At 70.7% G+C, this 21,480-nt stretch carries 19 protein-coding genes; 11 read left to right on the forward strand and 8 right to left on the reverse strand.

Annotation, left to right across the window (positions count from 1 at the left end; translation table 11 throughout):
- Positions 1 to 30: 30 nt before the first annotated feature.
- Genes J5V96_RS05615 through J5V96_RS17365 form a run of 10 tightly spaced genes read left to right on the forward strand, consistent with a single transcriptional unit; the run spans position 31 to position 10,195 of the window.
- Positions 31 to 696, forward strand: a complete 666-nt coding sequence (locus J5V96_RS05615) for an ABC transporter permease (protein ID WP_208501538.1) — start codon at positions 31 to 33, stop codon at positions 694 to 696.
- Positions 689 to 1,726 carry an ABC transporter ATP-binding protein gene (locus J5V96_RS05620; RefSeq protein WP_208501548.1) on the forward strand — a complete coding sequence of 346 codons (1,038 nt, stop codon included), beginning with the start codon at positions 689 to 691 and terminating at the stop codon, positions 1,724 to 1,726. Before J5V96_RS05615 ends, J5V96_RS05620 begins: the two co-directional genes overlap by 8 nt.
- Positions 1,723 to 2,523 (forward strand): ABC transporter permease, encoded by an 801-nt coding sequence (locus J5V96_RS05625; protein WP_208501550.1) that lies wholly within the window; start codon positions 1,723 to 1,725, stop codon positions 2,521 to 2,523. The genes J5V96_RS05620 and J5V96_RS05625 overlap by 4 nt, the downstream gene beginning before the upstream one ends.
- A gap of 32 nt (positions 2,524 to 2,555) precedes the next feature.
- Positions 2,556 to 3,497, forward strand: a complete 942-nt coding sequence (locus tag J5V96_RS05630; protein WP_208501552.1) for a glycine betaine ABC transporter substrate-binding protein — start codon at positions 2,556 to 2,558, stop codon at positions 3,495 to 3,497.
- The gene (fae, locus tag J5V96_RS05635; protein WP_208501554.1) at positions 3,497 to 4,036 is read left to right on the forward strand and encodes a formaldehyde-activating enzyme; all 540 of its coding nucleotides are present in this window, start codon (positions 3,497 to 3,499) and stop codon (positions 4,034 to 4,036) included. The genes J5V96_RS05630 and fae overlap by 1 nt, the downstream gene beginning before the upstream one ends.
- A complete protein-coding gene (locus tag J5V96_RS05640; protein ID WP_208501556.1) occupies positions 4,033 to 4,986 on the forward strand; it encodes an NAD(P)-dependent oxidoreductase in 954 nt (317 codons plus the stop codon). Before fae ends, J5V96_RS05640 begins: the two co-directional genes overlap by 4 nt.
- On the forward strand, positions 4,983 to 6,467 hold the full coding sequence (locus tag J5V96_RS05645; RefSeq protein ID WP_208501558.1) for an NAD-dependent succinate-semialdehyde dehydrogenase: 1,485 nt from the start codon (positions 4,983 to 4,985) through the stop codon (positions 6,465 to 6,467). The genes J5V96_RS05640 and J5V96_RS05645 overlap by 4 nt, the downstream gene beginning before the upstream one ends.
- 9 nt (positions 6,468 to 6,476) lie before the next feature.
- On the forward strand, positions 6,477 to 7,253 hold the full coding sequence (locus J5V96_RS05650; RefSeq protein ID WP_208501561.1) for an SDR family oxidoreductase: 777 nt from the start codon (positions 6,477 to 6,479) through the stop codon (positions 7,251 to 7,253).
- Between the two features lie 42 nt (positions 7,254 to 7,295).
- A complete protein-coding gene (locus J5V96_RS05655) occupies positions 7,296 to 8,798 on the forward strand; it encodes an FAD-binding oxidoreductase (RefSeq protein ID WP_208501563.1) in 1,503 nt (500 codons plus the stop codon).
- Positions 8,795 to 10,195 carry an FGGY-family carbohydrate kinase gene (locus J5V96_RS17365; protein ID WP_208501566.1) on the forward strand — a complete coding sequence of 467 codons (1,401 nt, stop codon included), beginning with the start codon at positions 8,795 to 8,797 and terminating at the stop codon, positions 10,193 to 10,195. Before J5V96_RS05655 ends, J5V96_RS17365 begins: the two co-directional genes overlap by 4 nt.
- On the opposite strand, the gene J5V96_RS05665 is transcribed toward J5V96_RS17365, so the two are convergent.
- The 5 genes from J5V96_RS05665 to J5V96_RS05685 all read right to left on the reverse strand — a co-directional run bounded on the left by J5V96_RS05665 (position 10,122) and on the right by J5V96_RS05685 (position 16,411).
- The gene (locus J5V96_RS05665) at positions 10,122 to 11,231 is read right to left on the reverse strand and encodes a DUF998 domain-containing protein (protein ID WP_208501568.1); all 1,110 of its coding nucleotides are present in this window, start codon (positions 11,229 to 11,231) and stop codon (positions 10,122 to 10,124) included. The genes J5V96_RS17365 and J5V96_RS05665 overlap by 74 nt on opposite strands.
- Positions 11,232 to 11,351: 120 nt before the next feature.
- Complete coding sequence (locus tag J5V96_RS05670; protein ID WP_208501570.1) at positions 11,352 to 13,217, reverse strand: glycogen debranching N-terminal domain-containing protein; 1,866 nt, start codon at positions 13,215 to 13,217, stop codon at positions 11,352 to 11,354.
- On the reverse strand, positions 13,214 to 14,053 hold the full coding sequence (locus tag J5V96_RS05675) for a carbohydrate ABC transporter permease (RefSeq protein ID WP_372439928.1): 840 nt from the start codon (positions 14,051 to 14,053) through the stop codon (positions 13,214 to 13,216). The genes J5V96_RS05670 and J5V96_RS05675 overlap by 4 nt, the downstream gene beginning before the upstream one ends.
- Entirely contained in the window at positions 14,050 to 15,147 is a 1,098-nt protein-coding gene (locus J5V96_RS05680) for a carbohydrate ABC transporter permease (protein WP_208501572.1), read from the reverse strand. Before J5V96_RS05680 ends, J5V96_RS05675 begins: the two co-directional genes overlap by 4 nt.
- A 1-nt stretch (position 15,148) precedes the next feature.
- The gene (locus tag J5V96_RS05685) at positions 15,149 to 16,411 is read right to left on the reverse strand and encodes a sugar ABC transporter substrate-binding protein (protein ID WP_208501574.1); all 1,263 of its coding nucleotides are present in this window, start codon (positions 16,409 to 16,411) and stop codon (positions 15,149 to 15,151) included.
- 162 nt (positions 16,412 to 16,573) lie between these two features.
- On the opposite strand from J5V96_RS05685, the gene J5V96_RS05690 reads away from it, so the two are divergent.
- The gene (locus J5V96_RS05690; protein ID WP_208501576.1) at positions 16,574 to 17,572 is read left to right on the forward strand and encodes a LacI family DNA-binding transcriptional regulator; all 999 of its coding nucleotides are present in this window, start codon (positions 16,574 to 16,576) and stop codon (positions 17,570 to 17,572) included.
- Positions 17,573 to 17,599: 27 nt separating this feature from the next.
- Here J5V96_RS05690 and J5V96_RS05695 read toward each other — a convergent pair whose 3' ends face one another.
- From J5V96_RS05695 to J5V96_RS05705, 3 genes are all read right to left on the reverse strand, one after another.
- A complete protein-coding gene (locus J5V96_RS05695) occupies positions 17,600 to 18,259 on the reverse strand; it encodes a GntR family transcriptional regulator (RefSeq protein ID WP_208501578.1) in 660 nt (219 codons plus the stop codon).
- A gap of 168 nt (positions 18,260 to 18,427) precedes the next feature.
- On the reverse strand, positions 18,428 to 19,816 hold the full coding sequence (locus tag J5V96_RS17370; RefSeq protein ID WP_208501580.1) for a helix-turn-helix transcriptional regulator: 1,389 nt from the start codon (positions 19,814 to 19,816) through the stop codon (positions 18,428 to 18,430).
- The gene (locus J5V96_RS05705) at positions 19,813 to 21,387 is read right to left on the reverse strand and encodes a LuxR C-terminal-related transcriptional regulator (protein ID WP_208501581.1); all 1,575 of its coding nucleotides are present in this window, start codon (positions 21,385 to 21,387) and stop codon (positions 19,813 to 19,815) included. The genes J5V96_RS17370 and J5V96_RS05705 overlap by 4 nt, the downstream gene beginning before the upstream one ends.
- Positions 21,388 to 21,480 lie beyond the last annotated feature (93 nt).

Below are 21,480 nucleotides of genomic sequence, written 5' to 3' on the forward strand. Positions count from 1 at the left end.
ACCGGCCTCAACGACGAGACAGGAGCCCTCTTGACCGGATTCAACTGGAACGACCTCATGGTCTTCCTCACCCGTCGCGCGGACGACATCCTCGAGCTCACGCGCGATCACCTCGTCGTGGTTCTCATCTCGGTCGCCCTGGCGGCGCTCATCGGCATCGGCCTGGGCATCCTGGTCCGAAACCGCCGCATCGCCCGCACGACGGTGCTCACCGCCGCCGCGGTCGCGATCACGATCCCGTCGCTCGCGCTCCTCGCCCTGCTGAGCCCGGTGCTCGGCCTCGGCTGGCTGCCGACCGTCGTCGCCCTCGTCTTCTACTCGCTGCTCCCCGTCGTCCGGAACACGGTGGTCGGCCTCCGCGAGGTGCCGCTGTCGGTGCTCGAATCAGCACGCGGCATGGGGCTCGGGCCCACGCGCATCCTCTTCACGGTGCAGCTCCCGATCGCGTGGCCCGTCATCATGACCGGCATCCGCGTCGCCGCCCAGCTCACCGTCGGCATCGCGGCGATCGCCGCCTACGTCGCCGGCCCCGGGCTCGGCGAGTACATCTTCAAGGGCCTGAGCTCGCTCGGCTCGAAGAACGCGCTCAACTACGCGCTCACGGGCACCGTCGCCGCGATCATCCTCGCGCTCGTCCTCGACGGCATCCTCGTGCTCGTCTCCCGCCTCACCACTTCAAGGGGTCTCCGTGCCTGACACCACCACGAACACCGGCGTTCTCACCTCGCTCGCAGCGCAGCAGGGCGGCGTCGACATCGTCCTCGACCACATCACGAAGCAGTACCCGGGGCAGCAGACCCCCGCCGTGGAGGACTTCTCGATGCGGGTCGAGCCCGGCGAACTGATCATGTTCGTCGGCCCCAGCGGCTGCGGCAAGACCACGACGATGAAGATGATCAACCGCATCATCGAGCCGACGTCCGGATCGATCCGCATCAACGGCGATGACGTGCTGTCGCTCGACGGCAACGAGCTGCGCCGCCACATCGGCTATGTCATCCAGCAGATCGGCCTGTTCCCGCACTTCACGATCGCCGAGAACATCGCGATCGTGCCCAAGCTGCTCGGCTGGTCCAAGGCCCGCATCGCCGAGCGCGTCGACGAGCTCCTGCGCACGGTGCAGCTCGACCCCGGCACCTTCGCGCACCGCTACCCGCGCCAGCTCTCGGGCGGACAGCAGCAGCGCGTGGGTGTCGCCAGGGCCCTCGCCGCCGACCCGCCCGTCATGCTCATGGACGAGCCGTTCGGTGCGACCGACCCGATCACCCGCGAGAAGCTGCAGGCGGAGTTCCTGCGCCTGCAGGCCGATATCGGCAAGACGATCATCTTCGTCACGCACGACTTCGAAGAGGCGATCCGCATGGGCGACCGCATCGCCGTGCTGAGCGACCGCAGCCAGATCGAGCAGTTCGACACCCCGGCGCGCATCCTCGCGGAGCCCGCGAACGACTACGTCCGCTCCTTCATCGGCGAGGGCGCGGCGCTCAAGCGGCTCGCGCTGATCCCCGTGACGGACGCGCGCATCGGATCCGCGGATCCCTCAGCGCCGGTCGTCACCGTCGACGAGCACGCCTCGCTGCGCGAAGCCCTCGACACGCTCGTGCTGACCGGGGGTCCCCGCGTCAACGTGACGCGGGCTGGAGCCGTCGTCGGCTCGATCGACCACGCGGCCATCTCGGCGGCGCTGGGCTCCGAGGGTCCTGCGCGCCGTGCCGAGGAGGCATGAGCATGACCGGGCCCCAGGTCGTGCCCTCGGCGACCACGGTGCTGCAGACGCAGGGCGCCGCTCCCCGGCGGGGGATGCCCGTGCTGCTGCGCCGGCTCATGCCGCTCATCGTCGTCGCCGTCGTTCTGCTGGTCACCTACGTGTGGGTGTCGAGTCTCGAGCTGGATTCCATCGAGCAGCGAACGCTCAACGCCGACTACATCGCGGCCCGCATCGGGGAGCACCTGGTGCTGTCGATCATCGCCTCGGTGCTCGTGGCGGTGCTCGCGATCCCCGCCGGCATCGCCGTGAGCCGTTCGCGTTCCCAGGCGTTCCGCGGCATCGTCATCGGCATCGCCAACATCGGTCAGGCGACGCCCGCCATCGGCGTGGTGATCCTGCTGGCGATCGTCTGGCAGACCGGATTCACCACGGCGCTGCTGGCGCTCGTGATCTACTCGTTCCTCCCCGTCCTGCAGAACACCATCGCGGGACTGGCTCAGGTCGATCCGAGCGTCCGCGAGTCGGCTCGCGGCATGGGCATGACCTCCACGCAGGTGCTGCGCCGCGTCGAACTGCCGCTGGCCTCGCCCGTCATCCTCGCCGGTCTCCGAACCGCCCTCGTCTTCGCGGTCGGAGTGGCCACCGTCGCGACCTTCATCAACGCCGGCGGTCTCGGCGACATGATCATCAACGGCCTCAAGCTGCAGCGCTATCCCGTGCTCGTCGTCGGGGCGATCCTGGTCGCCGCGATCGCCGTGCTCATCGACTGGGCGGCCGGTGTCGTCGAAGACATCGTGCGCCCCAAAGGTCTCTGATACTCCTCTTCCCTTCCCGAAAGGAAATAGCAATGAACTCGCGCACCATCGCTTCGGCATCGCTCACGGCGCTCGCCGTCGGCGCCCTCGCCCTCACCGGATGCTCGTCGGGCTCCGCCGGAGGCGCCGGCGCTCAGGGCGACGAGCTGGACGGTCTCACCGGTGAGATCGGCTCGAAGGACTTCTCGGAGCAGTACATCCTCGCCTACATGACGGCCGAGCTGCTCAACGCCCACGGTGCCGACGTCGAGGCGAACACCAAGCTCGTCGGATCCGCGAACGTGCGGCAGGCGCTCGAGAACGACCAGTTCCTCGGGTACTGGGAGTACACGGGCACGTCCTGGATCACCTACAACGGCAACACCGCGCCGGTGCAGGGCGCCGAAGCCCAGTTCGACGCGGTCAAGGAGGCCGATGCCGAGAACGGCATCGCGTGGCTCGACCCGGCGCCCTTTAACAACACCTACGCCTTCGCGGTGCGGAAGAGCGAAGCGGACGAGCTCGGCGTGAAGACGCTGAGCGACGTCGCATCCCTTCCGAGCGCCGACCAGACGTTCTGCATCGAGAGCGAGTTCTCGACGCGCGACGACGGATGGCCCGGACTCAAGGCTGCCTACGGCTTCGATGCTCCGGATGCGAACGTCACGATGCTCGACACCGGCGTCATCTACACCGCGACGCAGAAGGGCGACGACTGCAACTTCGGCGAGGTGTTCCAGACCGATGGCCGCATCCCCGCGCTCGACCTGGTGGTGATGGAGGACGACAAGGAGTTCTTCCCGAGCTACCAGGGCGGTTTCACCCTCAAGCAGAGCACTCTCGACGACTTCCCCGAGATCGCCGACGTGCTGGCAGAGCTCAGCCCCCTGCTGACCACCGAGGTCATGCAGGAGCTCAACGCCCTGGTCGACGTCGACGGCGAGGACCCCGAAGACGTCGCGATCGAGTGGCTCGAGGAGCAGGGACTCATCTGATGACCGCGACCCTCCAGCTCGGCGAGAGCTTCGTCGGGGATGGCGTCAACGCGGCGCACATCAACACGGTGCTCGGTCATCGCGAAGGCCCGGCGGGCACGGCGTGGGCCACGGCCCTCGCCAGCCCCAGCCAGGGGCACGTGCCCTTCGTGGCGGTGCTCCGGCCGTCTCTCCCGGTGAAGCCCCTGACGCTGTTCGTCACGAAGGCCGCCCCCGCGAGCGACGAGCACGGGCTCCTCATCTGGGGGCCGGCTCAGGCGGGCGTCGCCGCGGGCGTCGCGGATGCCGTCGCCGACGGCGTGATCCCGCGCGACGCGGCCGACACCCACGCCCTCATCGCGGCCGTCTGGGTGAACCCCGCAGCCGACGACGCCGACAGCGTCTATCGCAACAATCGCACGGCGATGCGCACCGCGCTCGCCAATGGGGCGGCATCGCTGCCCGACCTCGAGGAGGTGCTCGAGGCGCGCCAGGCGCCGAGCAACCCCTTCTTCACCCCCACGTCCCCCTCCGCTCACAAGGACACACACGACCGATGAGTTCTCCCACACCCGTCCTGGACGCCACACCCGTCGAGACGAAGCCCACGATCGGCTTCATCGGCCTCGGCAACATGGGCTCCGGCATGACCCGCAACCTGCAGACGGCCGGCTTCCCCCTCGTCGTCACCGACCTCCGCCGCGAATCGGCGGCCGGGCTGATCGCCGGCGGTGCACAGTGGGCCGAGTCGCCTCGCGCGGTGGCCGAGGCCAGCGACCTCGTGATCACGATGCTGCCGACGCCCAAGCACGTCGAGGCCGTCGCGTCCGGCCCCGACGGGCTCGTCGCAGGACTCCCCGACGGCGGCACATGGATCGACATGTCCACCTCGGTGCCGGAGGTGCTCGATCGTGTGCGCGCCGCGACCGCGGGCCGGGGGCTCCACCTCCTGGATGCCCCGGTCAGCGGAATGTCCGTCGGAGCAGCGAACGGAATGCTGCAGATCTTCGTCGGCGGCGACGCGGACGACGTCGAACGACTGCGCCCCGTCTTCGAGGCGATGGGAGACCCCGAGCGGATCCTCCACGTCGGCCATCACGGCGCCGGCTACGCGGTGAAGCTCATGATCAACCAGCTGTGGTTCTCCCACCTCGTCGCCACCGCGGAGGTCCTCTCCGTGGGCGTCGCCGCCGGCGTGGACCTCGACGTCCTGCGCAACGCGCTCGTTGCCAGCCCCGCCAACAGCACCTTCGTCTCGCGCGACGTGCTGTCGATCCTCGACGACGGCGACTACGACGAGGGCTTCGCGATCGCCCTGGCCTGCAAGGACCTCGGACTGTCGATCGACCTCGCCCGCTCCGTCGGGATGCCGGTCGAGCTGTCGTCGCTGGTCGAGCAGATCTTCCGGCGGGCCCGCGCCCGCTACGGCGACAGCGCGGGCGAGATGACCCCGGTGCGGCTCTACGAAGAGCTGCTGGGCCGCGAGCTCCGCCGGGAGGTGGCCGCATGACCGCGGCACGCGAGGCCGAGGTGATCGCCTCCGTCCCGACCGGACTGCTCATCGGCGGGCAGTGGCGCGACGCGAGCTCCGGCAGGACCTTCGAGGTGCACGACCCGTCGACCGGCGAGGTGATCGCCTCCGTGGCGGACGCGACGCCCGAGGACGGCATGGCCGCGCTCGACGCCGCGGCCACCGCGCAGGCCGCGTGGGGCGCAACCGCTCCGCGCGAGCGGGCCGAGATCCTCCGGCGCGCGTTCGAGCTCGTCACGGCGCGCGCCGAGGACTTCGCACTCGTGATGACGCTCGAGATGGGCAAGCCCCTCGCCGAGTCCCGCGCCGAGGTCGCGTACGGCGCCGAGTTCCTACGCTGGTTCTCGGAGGAGGCCCCGCGCATCTCGGGGCGCTACGCGACCGCGCCCGACGGCCGCAACCGGCTGCTCGTCGCCAAGCGCCCCGTCGGCCCGAGCCTGCTCATCACCCCCTGGAACTTCCCGCTCGCGATGGCGACGCGAAAGATCGCGCCCGCGCTCGCCGCGGGATGCACCTCCGTGCTCAAGCCCGCCGCCCTCACGCCGCTCACAGCGCTGCTGTTCGCCGAGGTGCTCCGCGAGGCCGGCGTGCCGGACGGCGTCGTGAATGTGATCCCCACCAGTCGAGCCGGCGCCGTGACGGGTCCCCTCATCACCGATCCGCGGCTGCGCAAGCTGTCGTTCACCGGATCCACCGAGGTGGGGCGTCGCCTCATCGCGGACGCCGCGCACCAGGTGCTGCGCGTCTCGATGGAGCTCGGCGGCAACGCCCCCTTCCTCGTGTTCGAGGATGCCGACGTGGACGCCGCGGTCGAGGGCGCCCTGCTCGCGAAGCTGCGCAACGGCGGCGAGGCCTGTGTCGCCGCGAACCGCTTCCTCGTGCACGAGAGCGTGGCCGAGGAGTTCACCTCGCGCCTCGTCGAGCGCATGTCGGGCTACGTCAACGCCCGGGGCACCGACCCCGCGTCGACGCTGGGCCCGCTCGTCGACGAGTCGACGAGGACCAAGGTCGCCGAGCTCGTCTCCGGTGCGGTCGAGGACGGTGCGCGCATCGCGCTCGGCGGCAGCATCCCTCAGGGACGCGGCTACTTCTACCCGGCGACGGTGCTCGTGGACGTGCCGCAGGATGCCCGCATCCTGCAGGAGGAGATCTTCGGACCCGTCGCGCCGATCACCGTGTTCCGCGACGAGGACGAGGCCGTGCGCCTCGCGAACGCGAGCGAGTACGGGCTGGTGTGCTTCGCCTACACACGCGACCTGAACCGCGCGCTGCGTCTCGCCGAGCGCCTCGAGACCGGGATGTTCGGCCTCAACACCGGAATCGTCTCCAACCCGGCTGCGCCGTTCGGCGGCGTCAAGCAGTCCGGCATCGGTCGCGAGGGCGGCTTCGAGGGGATCGACGAGTACCTCGAGACGACCTACATCGGCGTCGCCGACCCGTTCGCCGGCTCTCACGCATAAAGGATCATCGTGCACATCACCGATTTCTCCCTCGACCACTTCTCCCTCCGGGGAAAGCGGGCGATCGTCACGGGCGGCAACACGGGCCTCGGCCAGGCGTTCACGCTCGCACTCGCCAAGGCGGGGGCGGATGTCTTCGTCCCCACACTGTTCGACGACGACGGCGAGACCGCCGCGCTGCTCGCCGAAGCCGGCGTCGGCTACCGCGAGCTCCGCATCGACATCACCGCGGAAGGGGCGCCCGCCCGCGTCCTCGACGCGTGCGTGGAGGCCTTCGGGGGAGTGGACGTGCTCGTCAACTCGGCCGGGATCAGCCGCATCGCCGACGTGACGGAGTTCGGCCGAACGCTGTGGGACCCCATGGTCGCCGTCAACCTCACGGCCGCGTTCGAGATGTCGCACCAGGCGGCCAAGCGGATGATCCGGCAGGGCTCCGGCAAGATCATCAACATCGCCTCGCTGTTCTCCTTCCTCGGAGGAATCGGGTCGCCCGCGTACGCCGCGACCAAGCACGGCATCGCCGGCCTCACCAAGGCCTACGCCGACGAGCTCGGCGGTCACGGCATCCAGGTCAACGCCATCGCGCCGGGGTACTTCGCCACCCCGATCACGGCCGAGACGCGTGCCGATGCCGAGGCCAACCGGCGCATCGTCGACCACACCCCGGCGGGGAGGTGGGGGGACGTCGCCGACCTGATGGGTGCGACGGTCTTCCTCGCGAGCCCCGCCTCCGACTTCGTCAACGGACACGTGCTGTCCGTCGACGGCGGCTACCTGGTGCGCTGACTGCGGCGCGCCGACACCTTTAACGAACAGGACACCTTTCCCATGGTCACTTCACGATCCGCTCTCTCGCGCGAGGAGATCGTCACCCGACTGCAGGAGATCCTCGGCGCCGACCAGGTCGAGACCGAGGAGCAGGCGCTGCGCGAGGCGAGCGTGGACCGCTTCAAGAAGTACACCTCGGTGCACGGCATCTTCGACGGACCGATCCCCGCGGCCATCGCCTATGCGCGCTCGACCGCCGACGTCTCGGCGATCCTCGCGTTCGCCGAGGAGAACGTCGTCAACGTCGTGCCCCGCACCGGCCGCACGGGAACCGAGGGCGGCCTCGAGACGATCGTGGAGGACTCGATCGTGCTCGACGGCTCCCGCATGGACGCGATCCTCGAGATCGACCCCGTCGACATGATGGTCACCGCGCAGTGCGGCGTGCCGCTGCAGGTGCTCGAGGACACCCTGCGTGCTCAGGGCCTCACCACGGGTCACTCGCCCCAGTCGAAGCCGCTCGCGCAGATGGGCGGACTCGTCGCGACGAGATCGATCGGCCAGTTCTCCACGCTCTACGGCGGGATCGAGGACATGGTCGTCGGGCTCGAGGCGGTGCTCCCCGGCGGCGAGGTCGTGCGCGTCAAGAACGTGCCGCGTCGCGCGGCCGGACCCGACATCCGCCACATCGTGATCGGCAACGAGGGCGCGCTCGCCGTCATCACCGAGGTGACCGTCAAGGTGTTCAGCTACCAGCCCGAGAACAACCGCTTCCTCGGCTACCTCGTCGACTCCCTCCCTGCGGGCGTCGCTGGCCTTCGCGAGATCATCGTCACGGGCTACCGTCCCTCCGTCGCCCGTGCGTACTCGGAGGAGGACGCGGCGCAGCACTTCTCGCACTTCGCCGACGGCAAGGCCGTTGTGGTCGTCGTCGCGGAGGGGCCGAAGGGCATCGCCGACGCCACCGCCGCCGGCGTGGAGCAGATCTTCGCCGGCATCCCGCACGAGAAGGTCGACCCCGCGCTGATCGAGAAGTGGTTCGACAACCTCAACTGGGGCCAGGACAAGATCGACGCCGAGAAGCGCGAGATGCTCGAGAAGTCGCATCTCGGGTACACGACCGAGGTGTCGATCGACTGGTCGGGTGTCGCGGAGCTGTTCGAGTCGGTGATGCGCCGGGCTCGCACGGAGTTCCCGCGCGCCGCCGACCTGACGATGCTCGGCGCGCACTCGTCGCACAGCTACCAGACCGGCACGAACCTCTACTTCGTGTACGACTACGACATCACGTGCGAGCCGCGGGAGGAGATCACCGAGTACCACGAGCCGCTCAACGCGATCGTGGTCGAGGAGGCGCTGCGGCTGGGCGGCTCGATGGTGCACCACCACGGCGTCGGCAAGTACCGCACGGCGTGGACGCACGAGGAGCACGGCAGCGCCTACCGTCTGCTGCGTGTGCTGAAGGACGGGCTCGACCCGCGCGGGATCATGAATCTCGGCACCATCTACCCGCGGGAGGACGTGTCCTCGACGCGGGCAGCCACGACGGCGACGTCGGCGTGAGCGCACCGGCGGCGGAGTACGTCGTCGCGATCGACAACGGCTCGCAGAGCACGAAGGTCCTGATCGTCGACGGCTGCGGCACGGTTCACGCGAGCGCCCGTGTCCCGCTGCGACCGTACTCCTCGCCCGCGCCGGGTCGCTGGGAGCATCCGGACGACGACCTGTGGGACTCGATCGTCGCCGCCACCCGCGCGGCGATGGGCGAATTCCGGGGAGATCCGGCGGCGATCCGGGGTGTCGGCCTCTGCACGATCCGCTTCTGCCGGGCTGTGCTGCGCGCCGACGGCTCGCTCGCCCAGCCGGTGATGAGCTGGATGGACGAGCGGCTGTCGCGAGCGCACGAAGCCGAGGCAGAGGATGCCGCGTACGTCACGACCTCGTCGGGGTACATCGGGCATCGGCTGACAGGACAGCGGAGGGACGCGGCGGGCAACGTGCAGGGCACCTGGCCGATCGACACCAGGCGCTGGGCCTGGAGCACGGATGCCGAGGAGTACGTCCGCACCGGCATGGCGCCGGAGATGCTGTTCGAGCTCGTCGCACCGGGTGAGCCGTTGGGCGCTCTCACGGAGGCATCGGCGGCGCTGCTCGGCCTCCCGGCCGGCATCCCCGTGATCGCGACCTCGAACGACAAGGCGGTGGAGGCGCTCGGTGCCGGACTGCGCGACGAGGGCGAGGCGCTGCTGTCGCTCGGCACCTACGTCGCGACGATGACCCCGGGCGACCGTCCGCTGCCGCCGCATCCGGACGTGTGGACGAACTTCTCCTCGACGCCCGGCGGATACTTGTACGAGAGCTCGGGTGTGCGCCGCGGGATGTGGACGGTGAGCTGGTTCCGGAACCTCGTGTCAGGATCGGCCGGGGGAGTGTCGGAAGAAGAACTCAACCGCGGCGCCGAGGCCGTGCCGGTCGGCGCCGGCGGTCTGGTCGCCGCCCTCGACTGGCTCGCGCCGCACGACGAGCCGTGGCGTCGCGGCGCGCTGCTCGGCTTCGACGGCACCCAAGGGCGATTCCATATCTATCGCGCGATCCTCGAAGCACTGGCGATCGAGACGGAGAACGGCGACGCGCGAGCCCGGCGCGCGCTGGGTCGCGAGCGGCGGGGGCTCGTCGTGACCGGCGGTGGGAGCGGTTCGGAGTTGATGCTGCGCATCCTCGCGGCCGTGTACGGCGTGCCGGTGCGCACACCGAACGTGCACGATGCGGCCGGAATGGGCGCGGCGATCTGTGCCGCGGTCGGCACCGGGATTCATCCCACGTGGGATGCCGCGGTGGGTGGCATGGTTCACGCCGGCGTCGAGATGCAGCCCGACCCGCGGCTCGTCAGCGCGTACGTCGACGTCCGGGAGACCTACGCGCGGGTGATCCCGCGGGTGCGGACGCTTTTCGCTGAGTAGACGCATCGACGGCTTCACGCCGCGGCGAACCCGCGTATGACTCCGCGGATCGTGTGAACTCGATCAGCCAGGAGAAGAGCAGGCCTGCCGAGACGAGCTCCATCCCGGTCAGGTTGTAGTAGCCCACAGGAATCCACAGCAGGACGGCCACGATGATCCCGGCGATGACGACGTAGGTGAATGCGACCATCTCGCGGGGCAGGTCGGGCACATCGCGCAGCACGACGAAGGTCAGCGCGCCGAAGAACACCACCATGCCCGATGCCGCGCCGACATGCACCGCGAAGTTCGTCGCATCCGGAACCCAGCCTGCGGTCATCATGCACACACCGATGCCCGTGAAGATCCAGGCGATGGTGCGCGGCGTCTTCACGCTGTCGACTTCTCGCACTCTGAGACCGCGGGCGAAGGAGTGGGCGATGTAGTCGGCGAGCACGGTGAGCAGGAGGCCGGTCATGATGAGCGCGAGGTTGAAGCGGTACCCGGTGACCCCCGCGGTGTTGCCCAGCTGCGAGAAATGCAGCTGCCACCAGGAGGCATCGGGGGAGCTGACCATGCTCGCCAGAGTTCCCATGAACAGAAGCGAGACGCTCAGCGAGGCGATGCTCGAGCCGGTCACGCGGGGCCCGAAGGACGCGGCGGCGTAGCTGGCCACGGCAGCGGCGAAGCCTGCGAGTGCCGCGCCGCCCAGCGGATCGATCGTCAGGCCGCGAAAGCCGATCTGAAAGACCTGGGCGACGGCGATGACGATCAGGTAGGCGGAGAGACCGACTCCGGATGCCAGCGCCACGAGCGCGAGGATCCGCTTCAGCGGAGGTCGATGCAGATCGGCGCCGGGCGCGGCGGAGCCGGGGGCGAGATATGCCGCAGCGAACGACACCGCCGCGAGCCCACCCGCGATCACGCCCGCACGCGAGCCCAGCGAGTCGCGCCCTCCGAGGGCGATGTCCTGCCCCTGCGCGAGGAGCAGGGCGAGGGCGCTGGCGACCACAAAAGCCGCGCCGGCCAATCGGGTGCGAAGGAGTTCGTGTGGCATGTGCGGGCGCCCTCTCTGATGTGCATCGGCCCTGCACCGCACGGCGGGATGCATGGCGTCCGCAAGCGTAGTCACGAGCCTGACTGACGCAGAAGGGCCGATTTCGCCCGTCGAGCGAGGTCAGGCGAGCGCGCGGGCGCAGACGATCGCGGCGGCGGCCGACCACGCCTGCGGCCGGCAGGCGGCGGGGTACGCCAGCGGGCGCCCGCCGGGCACGCGCTCGTCGCCCGCGTGCAGCTCGGGCACGCGGTAGTCGAAGCCCTCGGCCAGATCGACGAGCTGCTCCGCGATCCGGCGGGCGTCCTCAACGAGGCCCGCGCGCAGCAGGCCGTGCACGGCGATCGCGGTGTCGTGCGTCCACACGCTGCCGCCGTGGTAGCTCAGGGGCCAGAACCCGGCCGCGCCGGTCGAGAGCGTGCGGATGCCGTAGCCGCTCGACATCGACGGCGCCGTGAGCAGGGCGGCACAGGCGCGCTCCTCGTCCGGATCCAGCAGGCCGGTGCCGATGAGGTGACCGATGTTGCTCGAGAGGGAGTCGACGGCCGCGCCGTGCGCGTCGAGGGCGATCGCCGGATACCGGCCCTCGGCGGTCTCCACCCAGTAGGCGGCGCGGAAGCGGGCGCGGAGGTCGGCGGCCCACGCGCGCAGCGGCGCGGCACCCGGCTCGCCGAGCGCATCGAGCAGCGCGGCGCCGCGCGTGGCGGCCTCGTACGCGTACGCCTGCACCTCGCTGAGCGCGATCGGGCCGTCGGCCAGGCGGCCGTCGCGCCACTGGATGGAGTCGCCCGAGTCCTTCCACCCCTGGTTGGCGAGGCCGTGCCCGGTGGTGTCGAGGTAGTCGATGAATCCGCCGCCCGAGCCGTCGCCGTGCTCGGTCATCCACGCGAGCGCCGCGCGCAGGTGGGGCAGCAGCTCCCGCACCTCGGCCTCGGGCAGCCCGGCCGCATGGGCGTCGGCGAGCAGGCAGACCCAGAGCGGAGTGGCATCGACCGTGCCGTAGTAGAGCGGCGGCAGGTGCACGCCTTCGCCGGGCAGCGACAGCTCGCCGCTGCGCAGCTCGTGCAGGATCTTCCCGGGCGCCTCGGCGGTCGCGGGATCCGTCTTCGTGCCCTGCAGGCGGGCGAGCACCCGCAGCGTGGACGCGGCCATCCGGGTGTCCTCCGTCAGCGCCAGGCGGGCCGCCCAGATCGAGTCGCGGCCGAACAGCGTGAAGAACCAGGGCGCCCCCGCCGCATAGAAGGCGTCGCCCGGTCGGTCGGGGAGCGCGAGTCGCAGGGCGTCGAGGTCGGCCGATGCCCGCTCGAGCCACCGGGCGCACCGCGGGTCGGAAGCGGACGGAGGAAGGGCCCGGGGTGCCGGGGCGGGCGGGGCGACGACGAGCGTGGTGTCGGCGAGCCGTATAGACCAGGCCAGCTCCACATCGCCGCGCCGCGGCACCGTGGCCTCCCAGCGCAGCAGGATGCCCTCGTCGTCGACGGTCACGTCGGCTCCCGGGGCCTCCAGCTCGAAAGACGCCTCGCCGGAGCGGCACGTCCGGCCCTCCCAGCGCCAGCGCGCCTCGCCCGCGAGGCCCGCCTTGATCCGCTGCATGGGCGCGAAGTCGGGCACCAGCCGCACCGAGAGGGAGAGGGACAGCGCGGCGTCGAGGTGCGACGCGACGCGCAGGCTCTCGGTGAGCCGGCCCGCCGAGACGCGGCGGTCTCGGTCGAGGCGCACCTTCGGATCGGCGGCGGCGTCGTCGATGCCGCGCAGCAGGTCGCTCAGCAGCAGGCGCCGCGGATCGGGCGAGCTGCAGCCGATGGATTCGAGCGCGGTGCCCTCCACCACGACCTCGACGGCGCGGAGGTGGCGCACATCGCCGTGATAGACGCCGTGGATCGGCTCGCCCCCGATCCGCCCGCGGGCATCCGACCACACCTGCGTGGGCGCCTCGAGCACGATGACGGCGGCATCCAGCAGCGGCTGAAGAGGCAAGGCGGAGGTCATTCCTTGACGGCTCCTTCTGTCGAGTTCATGATCCGGCGCTGGAAGACGAAGAACATCACGGCCACCGGGATGGTCATGATGAGCGCGGCCGCCAGCTTGAGCGGGTACTGGGTGCCCTGGCTGAGCTGCCCGCTCGCGAGCGAGGCGACGCCCTTGGTGAGCGGGGTGAGGCTCGGGTCGTTGGCCGACACGATGAAGTGGCTGAGTTCGTTCCACGAACCCTGGAACGACAGGATGACGATGGTCGTCAGCGCGGGCGTCGCCATCGGCAGGACCACCGACCAGAACAGGCGGAAGGCGCCTGCGCCGTCGATGCGCGCCTGCTCCTCGACCGACACCGGGATGGACTCGAAGAAGTTCTTCATGATGAACACACCGGCCGCATCGACGAGCAGGGGCAGGATCATGCCCGCATACGAGTTGAACATGCCGAGCTGGTTGATCACGAGGAACTTCGGGATCAGCAGCACCACGGTGGGCACCGACATCACCGCCACAAGCGCCGCGAACACCACCGCGCGACCGCGGAACTGCAGGCGGGCCAGTGCGTAGCCCGCAAGCGAGTCGAAGAACGCGCGGCCTACGGTCACGCAGAGCGTGATGACGGTGCTGTTGACGAACCACAGGGGGAAGTCCGAGTGGGCGAACAGCCGCTCGTAGGCCGCGAACGTCCACACATCCGGGATCAGCGAGATGCCGCTGGAGGCGGCCTCCTCGTCCGACTTGAAGCTCGTGCCCACCTGGATCAGGAACGGATAGATGTAGACCACCGCGAGCGCGATGAGCACGACGTAGAGCGCGATCTGGGCGGCCAGCTGCTTGCGCGCGAGCTTCACGATGCGCCCCCGTCCTGCGTCGCCTGGTACGCGCGGATGCGGCGGCGCGACACCGCGCGGTCTCGCAGCACCCAGCGCTGGATGAGCGTGAAGACCACGATGATCACGAACAGCAGGAAGGCGATCGCCGCACCCTGACCCCAGTCCTGGTTCTTGAACGCCGTCTGGTACGACAGGAACGCCGGGGTGAGCGTCGTCTTGCTCGGGGCGCCCTGCGTGCCGGTGTAGATCTGATCGAAGACCTGCCAGCAGCCGATGAGGCCGAGCGTGAGCACGGTGAACAGCGTCGGCCGCAGCTGCGGCAGCGTGATGCGCCAGAAGCGCTGCCAGCCGCCCGCGCCATCCATCATCGCCGCCTCGTCGACGTCGGCACCGAGGTTCTGCAGCCCCGCGAGGAAGAGCAGCATGAAGGTGCCTGAGGTCGTGAAGACCGCCATCAGGATGTACGCGGTCATGGCGATCGAGGGCCCCGCCAGCCAGTCCCACCACGAGATCCCGAGCGCGCCGCCCTGGGTCAGCGCCTCCGGGCCGCCGGTGACCCCGAGCCCGCCGAGCAGGAGATGCAGGATGCCGCGCGGGTCGTTGAACCAGTTCGGCCCGCGGGCGCCGAACGCCGACAGCACGTCGTTGACGGCACCCGTCGCCGAGAACAGGAACATCCACAGCACGGTGATCGCCACCGAGCTCGTGACCGAAGGGAAGTAGTAGGCCGTGCGGAAGAAGCCGCGCCCGCGCAGCACCGCGCGGTTCACGAGCACGGCCAGCAGCAGCGCGAGTGCGGTCTGCAGCGGAACCACGAGCACGACGTACCAGGTGTTGTTGCGCAGCGCGGTGCCGAAGTCCTTCGTCGCGAGGCCGCCGTCGGCGAGCACGGCGCGGTAGTTGTCCGCGCCGACGAACGACACCGACGGGGACAGCGGGCTGCCGCGCCCGCCCCAATCGGACACGCTCACCCACAGCGCCATCAGCACCGGCACAACGAGGAAGATGCCGAGGATGGCCACGACCGGCGCGGTGAACAGCCATCCGGCGGCGGCCTCGCCGCGGCGGAGCCCGGAGGCCCCGCCGCGTCGAGACGCGGCGCGTGCGCTCATCTCAGCCGACGATCGCTTCGAGGTTCGACTGCACCGATCCGAGGATCGTCGCGGGGTCGCCGGTCTTCAGCGATTCGAGCTGGGCGTTGAAGTCGGCGATGACATCCGAGGCGCCGTCCTGGTTCGGCGGGAACTGCGCGTAGTCGGCTCCCGCGAGGAACGCCGCGAGGTCAGGGTTGTCGGACGTCCAGGCGTCGGCGGCCGACTTGATCGACGGCATCGGGCCGAAGGCCTTCGAGAACGCGAGCTGGCTGTCCGAGCTCGTGAGGTACTCGATGAGGTCGAGGGCGGCCTGCTGGTTGGGGCTGTCGGCGGCCATGCCCCAGCAGTTGGTGAACTGCAGAGTGCCCTTGCCGCCGGGACCCTCCGGCAGCTCGGCAACCGTGTAGTCGATCGAGGAGTAGTCGTTCGACATCGCACCGGTGATCCAGTTGCCTTCGATCACCATCGCAGCCGCGCCCTTTCCGAGCGCCTCGCCTCCCCATCCGGCGCCGACGTCCTTCGCGAACGCGAAGGTGCCGTCTGCGAGGTGGGACTTGACGTACTCGAGCGCCTCGACGTTGGCCTCGTCGTCGGCGATCGCCTCGCCGTCGCGCACGAGACCACCGCCTGCCTGGGCCATGAACGTGCCGACGCGCTGGTACTCGGCACCGAACGCGAGGCCGACGTGATCCGCCGTCGTGAGCTTCTTCGCCACGGCGGCGAGATCGTCCCAGGTCTTCGGCAGATCGGCGTCGGTGAGGCCGGCCTCGGTCCACATCTGCGTGTTGATGACGAGCGCGAGCGTGGAGAAGTCCTTGGGGGCGCAGTAGAACGTGTCGTCGATCGTGAAGTTCTCGACCAGCGACGGATAGAAGTCGTCCTTGTTGCCGAGCTCGTCGCCGTAGGCCTGCAGAGAGCCGTTCGCGGCGAAGCCGGCGATCTGGTCGGTGGAGAGGTAGAAGAGGTCTGCGGGCTCGCCGGCCGCGAAGCCCTGCGAGAGCTCCTGGCCGAGGTCGCTCGCGACCTGCAGCGAGACCTCGGTGCCGGAGTCGGCCGACCAGTCGTCGAGCGCCTGCTGCACGGCGGCCGTCTCGGCGTCGCCGGACGAGCCGATGAGCATGGTCAGCGCGTCGTCGGAGGAGGTGAGTCCGCCGCCACCGCCACCGCCGCCGGTCTCGCCACCGTCGTCGGCGAAGCCCGAGCCGCAGCCCGTGAGCGTCAGTGCGCCCGTGATCAGCACCGCTCCGGTGCCCAGGAGCGCGCGCGTGATGTGCCGTGTCATGATCTGTCTCCTTCGACGAGTCATTGCCTCAGTGCGGGGTGCGGTGCCGCCCGGATGCGGTCGACACGCAATTAGATCGTTCAAATTGCGTATGCGGCTTACGCTAGGCGCGCGGGGCAGGGCTGTCAACGGTTCCTGTCCGCACTGCGGAGGAGGTGTGCGATGGCGAAGACGCCGACGGTCCAGGATGTGGCCGCGCATGCGGGGGTGTCTCGCCAGACCGTCTCGAACGTGCTCAACTCGCCCGACATCGTGCGCCCCGCGACCCGTCAGCGGGTGCTCGCCGCCATCGACGCGCTGGGTTATCGCCGCCACGCCGGCGCGCGTCTGCTTCGCCTGCGGCGCAGCTCCGCCATCGGCATCCGGCTCGACCCTTATGTCGGCGGCATCTCCGGCGTTGTGCTGGATCGGTTCGTGCACGCCATCACCGAGCGCGCCAGCGAGCGCGGCACCCGCATGCTCGTCTACTCCGCGCGCACGCCGGAGGAGGAGATCGCGCGGCTGGCCGAGCTCTGGGACGGCTCCGAGATCGGGGCAGCGGTGCTCACCGGCACGGTGCGAGACGACCCCCGGGTGCCGCGCCTGGACGGATCCGGTCTGCCGTTCGTCTCGTTCGGACGCCCGTGGGGCGACGACGACATCCACGACCCGCTTCACCTCTGGGTCGACGTCGACGGCGCAGCCGGCACCCGTGCCGCGACCGCTCACGCGCTCGGCTTCGGGCCCCGCGTCGCGTTCCTCGGTTGGCCGGCCGGATCCGGCACGGGCGACGATCGCGAGCGCGGCTGGCGAGAGCAGATGGGGGAGGCGACCGCCGATCGGCTCGTGGCCGAGGAGTCCGTGCCTCACGCGCGCGGGAGCGTGACGGATGCGCTGGCAGGCGGCCTCGACGCCGACGCGATCGTGTGCGCGAGCGACTCCCTCGCCGTCGGGGCGCTGCTCGCCCTGGCCGACGCGGGACGACGCCTTCCGGTGATCGGCTTCGACAACACCCCGACCGCCAAGGCGCTCGGGTTCTCGAGCGTGGAGCAGCGCCCCGAGGACGTCGCATCGGCCGTGCTCGAGATGCTGATGGGCGCGACCGGCGACGTCGTCGCGCCGCGCAGCATCGAGCCCGGATCCGCGCACGCGCTCATCGTGCCGGAGCTCATCGTGCGCTGACCCGCGCGTCCCGCGGGGTCCTGTCCGCTAGACGGCGGCGGTCACGCGCTCGACGCCCGAGAGGTCGTGAAGCGCGGTCGAGGCCTTCACGGCCGCGCGTGCGTCGCCTCGGCCGACCGCCTCAGCCAGCTCGACGAGGTGCGCGCGCACGTGCTCCCGCACCGGGGTGCTGTCGTCGGCGTGGCGCAGGTTGTGCTGGATCGCGAGGTCGATGTCCGAGAGGTAGGCGCGCAGGTACACGTTGCGGGACATCTCGGCCAGGCGGCTGCACACGCGGTGCGCCGAGGCGAGGGCCGGGGCGCCCCGGTCGATGTCGGCGATCACATCTGCGACCAGCGACTGCATGCCGCGTGCCTGGCGCAGGTCGAGCGTCGGGAGGACGTTCCGGATGACGGTCTCCGCCTGGCAGGCGGCGAACTCGAGGGTGTCGCGCACGGTCTCGGGGGTGACATCGGCCACGCGCGTGTAGCGGCTGGCCGCCATGTCGATGAGGCCGATGCGCTGGAGACGCTGCAGGGCCTCGCGCACGGGCATGCGGGAGACGCCGAGCTGGGCGGCGATCACGTTGTCGCGCACCGCGGCGCCGGGGGCGAAGGTGCCGTCGAGGATCGCGGCGGACAGGCGGTCGAACACGATCTCCGCGAGCCGCGTGGGCTGCACGTTCACGGGCGCGAGGTCCACGCTCATACTGCCTCCTGCCGGGCGCATCGGCGGCGCCGGATACGGATATCGGTTATCTGGTTACCGAAACTAGAAGAGGTTTGTCCCCCAAATGGGGGGTTTTCATCCGCGCGATCACCCTTACCTCTGCCCAGAGGGATCGGCGGCGCGCGGCGGCGACGCGAGCCCTGGGATTCAGAGCTCGAGCCGCGTCCGCGCCGCACGCAGGAGCTGCGCGCGACTCGACACGCCGGCCTTGCGGTACAGCGATCCGAGCTGGGTCTTGATCGTGTTGGGCGACACCTCGAGGTGCGCCGCGAGCTCCTGCACCCGCAGGTCGGGATGCTCCAGGAGGGTGTGCAGCAGGCGCGACTCCTTCTCCGTGATCCGGTGCGTCCGCGGCGGGCCCGCGGGGTCGGGAAGCGCGGCCTCCCGCACCGTCCTGACGATCGGCGGCACCTCGGAGCCGTAGGCGAGCTCGGCGAGACGCCCCAGATCGGCGGAGGAGATCACCGTGAGCCCGATCGGCGAGTCATGGATCTCGGCCTGGGCGACGGCATCGCGGAAGCGCTCGGCCGCCCCCTTCGCGTCCTGGAGGCGCAGGCGCGCCACCGCAGCGAGCGCTCCCATCTCCGTGCGGATGCGAGGCCAGCTGTCGGGGGTGTCCGCCGCCTCGGTCGCATCGAGCTCCGCCGCGTGGAAGTCGCCTCGCGCGAGGTGGGCGGCCGAGCGGTGCACGAGCAGCATGGGACGCAGGGCTCCGGCCTCCCGCGGGTCGAGCAGGGGGATCGCGCGCTCCGGTCGCCCGGAGCGCAGATGTAGGCGCGCGATCGACATCGTGACGTATGCGCGTGAGAGCGGTGGCCATGGGGCCGCCGCGAGCAGGCTCTCGAGGTCGGCGATGAGCGAGGGCAGCAGCTCGGGTCGGAGCTGGGCGGTCCAGATCGCGCGCATCACCCGCGGCGGCAGAAGGTGCGGGCCGACGGTGCCGCCTTTCGGCAGCAGGGATTCGACGATGCGCACCGCGCCGGCGAAGTCGAGGCGGGACGAGGCCAGCAGAGCCGTGGCCAGGCGCGCGCGGCTGGTCTCTCCGAGCCCCGCGGCGTCTGCGAGCCAGCGCGACCGATCGAGCCAGATCGTCGCCTCCTCGGTGCGCCCCGTGAAGGCGCGATCGGCGGCGAGCTCGCCGGCTGCGATCGCGGCGGCGCGGTCGTCGCGGCACGACATGGCCCAGGCGTATGCGCGATCGAGAAGCGCGTGCCGCGTGCGGAGGTCGAAGTCCTCGCGGATATCGCGGGACCACTCGATGAGCAGGCCCGGCAGCACCTGCATCAGACGCGCGCGCTCGGGCGGCTCGAGGCGCAGGGCGAGGTCGACGCCTTCCCGCGCGAGCGCCACGGTGCGCGCGTGGTCGCCGCGGCCGCGTGCGACGCGCGTGGCCTCGAGAAGCGTCGCGAAGCGCAGCAGGCGCTCGCGGTCGGCGATGCTCTGCGGGGTGTGCGCGTTGCTGTCGCGCAGCAGGCGCATGGCCTCCGCGGAGTCTCCGCGCACGAACGCGGCGACGATCGGCTCGGTGAGGTTCACAGCAGGCCTTCTCTGCGAGCGGCCGCACGCAGGGCGCCGCGGCTGTTCACCTCGAACTTGCGATACAGCGTGTGCAGCTGGGAGCGGATCGTGTTGCGCGACAGGCCGAGGGCATCGGCGATGCTCTGTTCGTCGGCGTCTTCCGCGAGGGCGTACAGCAGACGCTGCTCGCTCGGGGTGGGCACCACAAAGCGCTGCGCCGACGGAGGAAGCGCGACCTCACCGCTGAGCAGCGTCGCGAGTTCGGCCGGGTGCTCGTCATCGGGAACCAGCTGCGCGAGGGCCCGCAGGTCGGCGAGCGGAAGAGCCGCGAGCGGCATAAACGAGCGATGGTCTCGCGCGGCCTGCAGTGCGCGCCCGAACAGCTCGCGAGCCGCTCCCTCCTGGCTGCGCCGCAGGGCGACCGCCGCACGCACGAGCGTGGCCTCGGTGTGCGCACGCGCCCACACGATCGAGGCCTCGATCGAGGTCTGGGCGGTCGCATCGGCCGCCTCGTTCGCGCCCACCAGCAGCTGCGCTCGGGCGTGACGGGCGGCGACCATCGGCGCGACCTGCGGATCGAAGCCCTGGAAGACGCGCAGGGCAGCTGACGCCTCGCCGCGCAGAGCGAGCACCTCGCACCGCACGACGATGTCGGCGTAGGCGTTGAGGCCGCTTGCGCGGCGCGACTCGACGGTGCTCATCACCTGGCTGTCGAAGCGGCTCAGCAGGGCGCCCCCGAGATCGGCCGCGCGGCGTGCTCCGACGAGCACCTCGGCGCCCGCGAGCAGCAGCGCGTACTCGCCGGCCGACCGGCGGTCGGCCTGCGCGAGCAGGGTCTGGGCGGCGTCGAACTCCAGCTGATCCCAGCGCCGGATGACATTCCCGAGCTGGGCGGGCAGCGGATCGGAGACCGCGGTCGGCGCGGCGGCGCGCAACGCCTCATGCTCGGCGAGCCAGAGGTCGGAGGCGGTGCCGTCGCCCGTGAGGGAGAACAGCCAGCCGAGCTCCCCGGACGCGTCCAGGGCCGCGCGCACATTGCCGGTCTCGTTCGCTCGGCGGAACGCCTCCTGCAGCAGTCGAGCGGTCGGCCCGGGTCGCGCGGAGAACTCGTGCGTCACGGCGCACTGGATCAGCAGCGGCACCAGCAGAGCGGCGGTAGTCGGATCGTCCGCGTCGGCTTCCCGGGCCCAGGCCTCGGCCTCGTAGGCGAGGGCCGTGGCGCGCTCGTGGTGACCCTCGGTGCGGGCGGCGACGGCTCGGCTGAGGGTGAGCATCGCGCGCGGAAGGGGCGGATCTGTCGGCGAGGGCGATGGCGCGTCGTCGATATAGAGGGCGGGACGCAGATCCGGCCGCGTGTGCACCACGCGCATGTACGCGCGCAGCACGATCCACTCCGGATGCGCATCGAGCACCTCGGCCGGCGCGGCCTCGCACACGACCGCGACGACGTCGGGGCGGAAGCTGATCAGCGGCCCCCACGCGCCCAGGGCCGCGCTGGATGCGACGGCCCATTCGCCGCGCGCGAGGGCGGCGAAGACCCGCTCACTCGCACCGGCGGCGGTCCGGTGCAGCGCGTCGATGCTCTGCATGGGTGTTCCCGTGGTCGTGCAGGGCGCGCGGGCGGCACGCCGCAAGCGGGCGATTGGGGAGGGTACTTCACTATAGGGTGGCGCTCCCGCGGG

Origin of the sequence: Microbacterium stercoris, assembly GCF_017592545.1 — a bacterium.
Classification (GTDB): Bacteria; Actinomycetota; Actinomycetes; order Actinomycetales; family Microbacteriaceae; genus Microbacterium; species Microbacterium stercoris.

Bases quoted from the DNA above. Each gene is read 5' to 3' on its own strand.
- J5V96_RS05625 (WP_208501550.1), top strand. From the start codon at position 1,723: ATGAGCATGACCGGGCCCCAGGTCGTGCCCTCGGCGACCACGGTGCTG.
- J5V96_RS05630 (WP_208501552.1), top strand. From the start codon at position 2,556: ATGAACTCGCGCACCATCGCTTCGGCATCGCTCACGGCGCTCGCCGTC.
- fae (WP_208501554.1), top strand. From the start codon at position 3,497: ATGACCGCGACCCTCCAGCTCGGCGAGAGCTTCGTCGGGGATGGCGTC.
- J5V96_RS05640 (WP_208501556.1), top strand. From the start codon at position 4,033: ATGAGTTCTCCCACACCCGTCCTGGACGCCACACCCGTCGAGACGAAG.
- J5V96_RS05645 (WP_208501558.1), top strand. From the start codon at position 4,983: ATGACCGCGGCACGCGAGGCCGAGGTGATCGCCTCCGTCCCGACCGGA.
- J5V96_RS05655 (WP_208501563.1), top strand. From the start codon at position 7,296: ATGGTCACTTCACGATCCGCTCTCTCGCGCGAGGAGATCGTCACCCGA.
- J5V96_RS05665 (WP_208501568.1), bottom strand. From the start codon at position 11,231: ATGCCACACGAACTCCTTCGCACCCGATTGGCCGGCGCGGCTTTTGTG.
- J5V96_RS05670 (WP_208501570.1), bottom strand. From the start codon at position 13,217: ATGACCTCCGCCTTGCCTCTTCAGCCGCTGCTGGATGCCGCCGTCATC.
- J5V96_RS05680 (WP_208501572.1), bottom strand. From the start codon at position 15,147: ATGAGCGCACGCGCCGCGTCTCGACGCGGCGGGGCCTCCGGGCTCCGC.
- J5V96_RS05685 (WP_208501574.1), bottom strand. From the start codon at position 16,411: ATGACACGGCACATCACGCGCGCGCTCCTGGGCACCGGAGCGGTGCTG.
- J5V96_RS05690 (WP_208501576.1), top strand. From the start codon at position 16,574: ATGGCGAAGACGCCGACGGTCCAGGATGTGGCCGCGCATGCGGGGGTG.
- J5V96_RS05695 (WP_208501578.1), bottom strand. From the start codon at position 18,259: ATGAGCGTGGACCTCGCGCCCGTGAACGTGCAGCCCACGCGGCTCGCG.
- J5V96_RS05705 (WP_208501581.1), bottom strand. From the start codon at position 21,387: ATGCAGAGCATCGACGCGCTGCACCGGACCGCCGCCGGTGCGAGTGAG.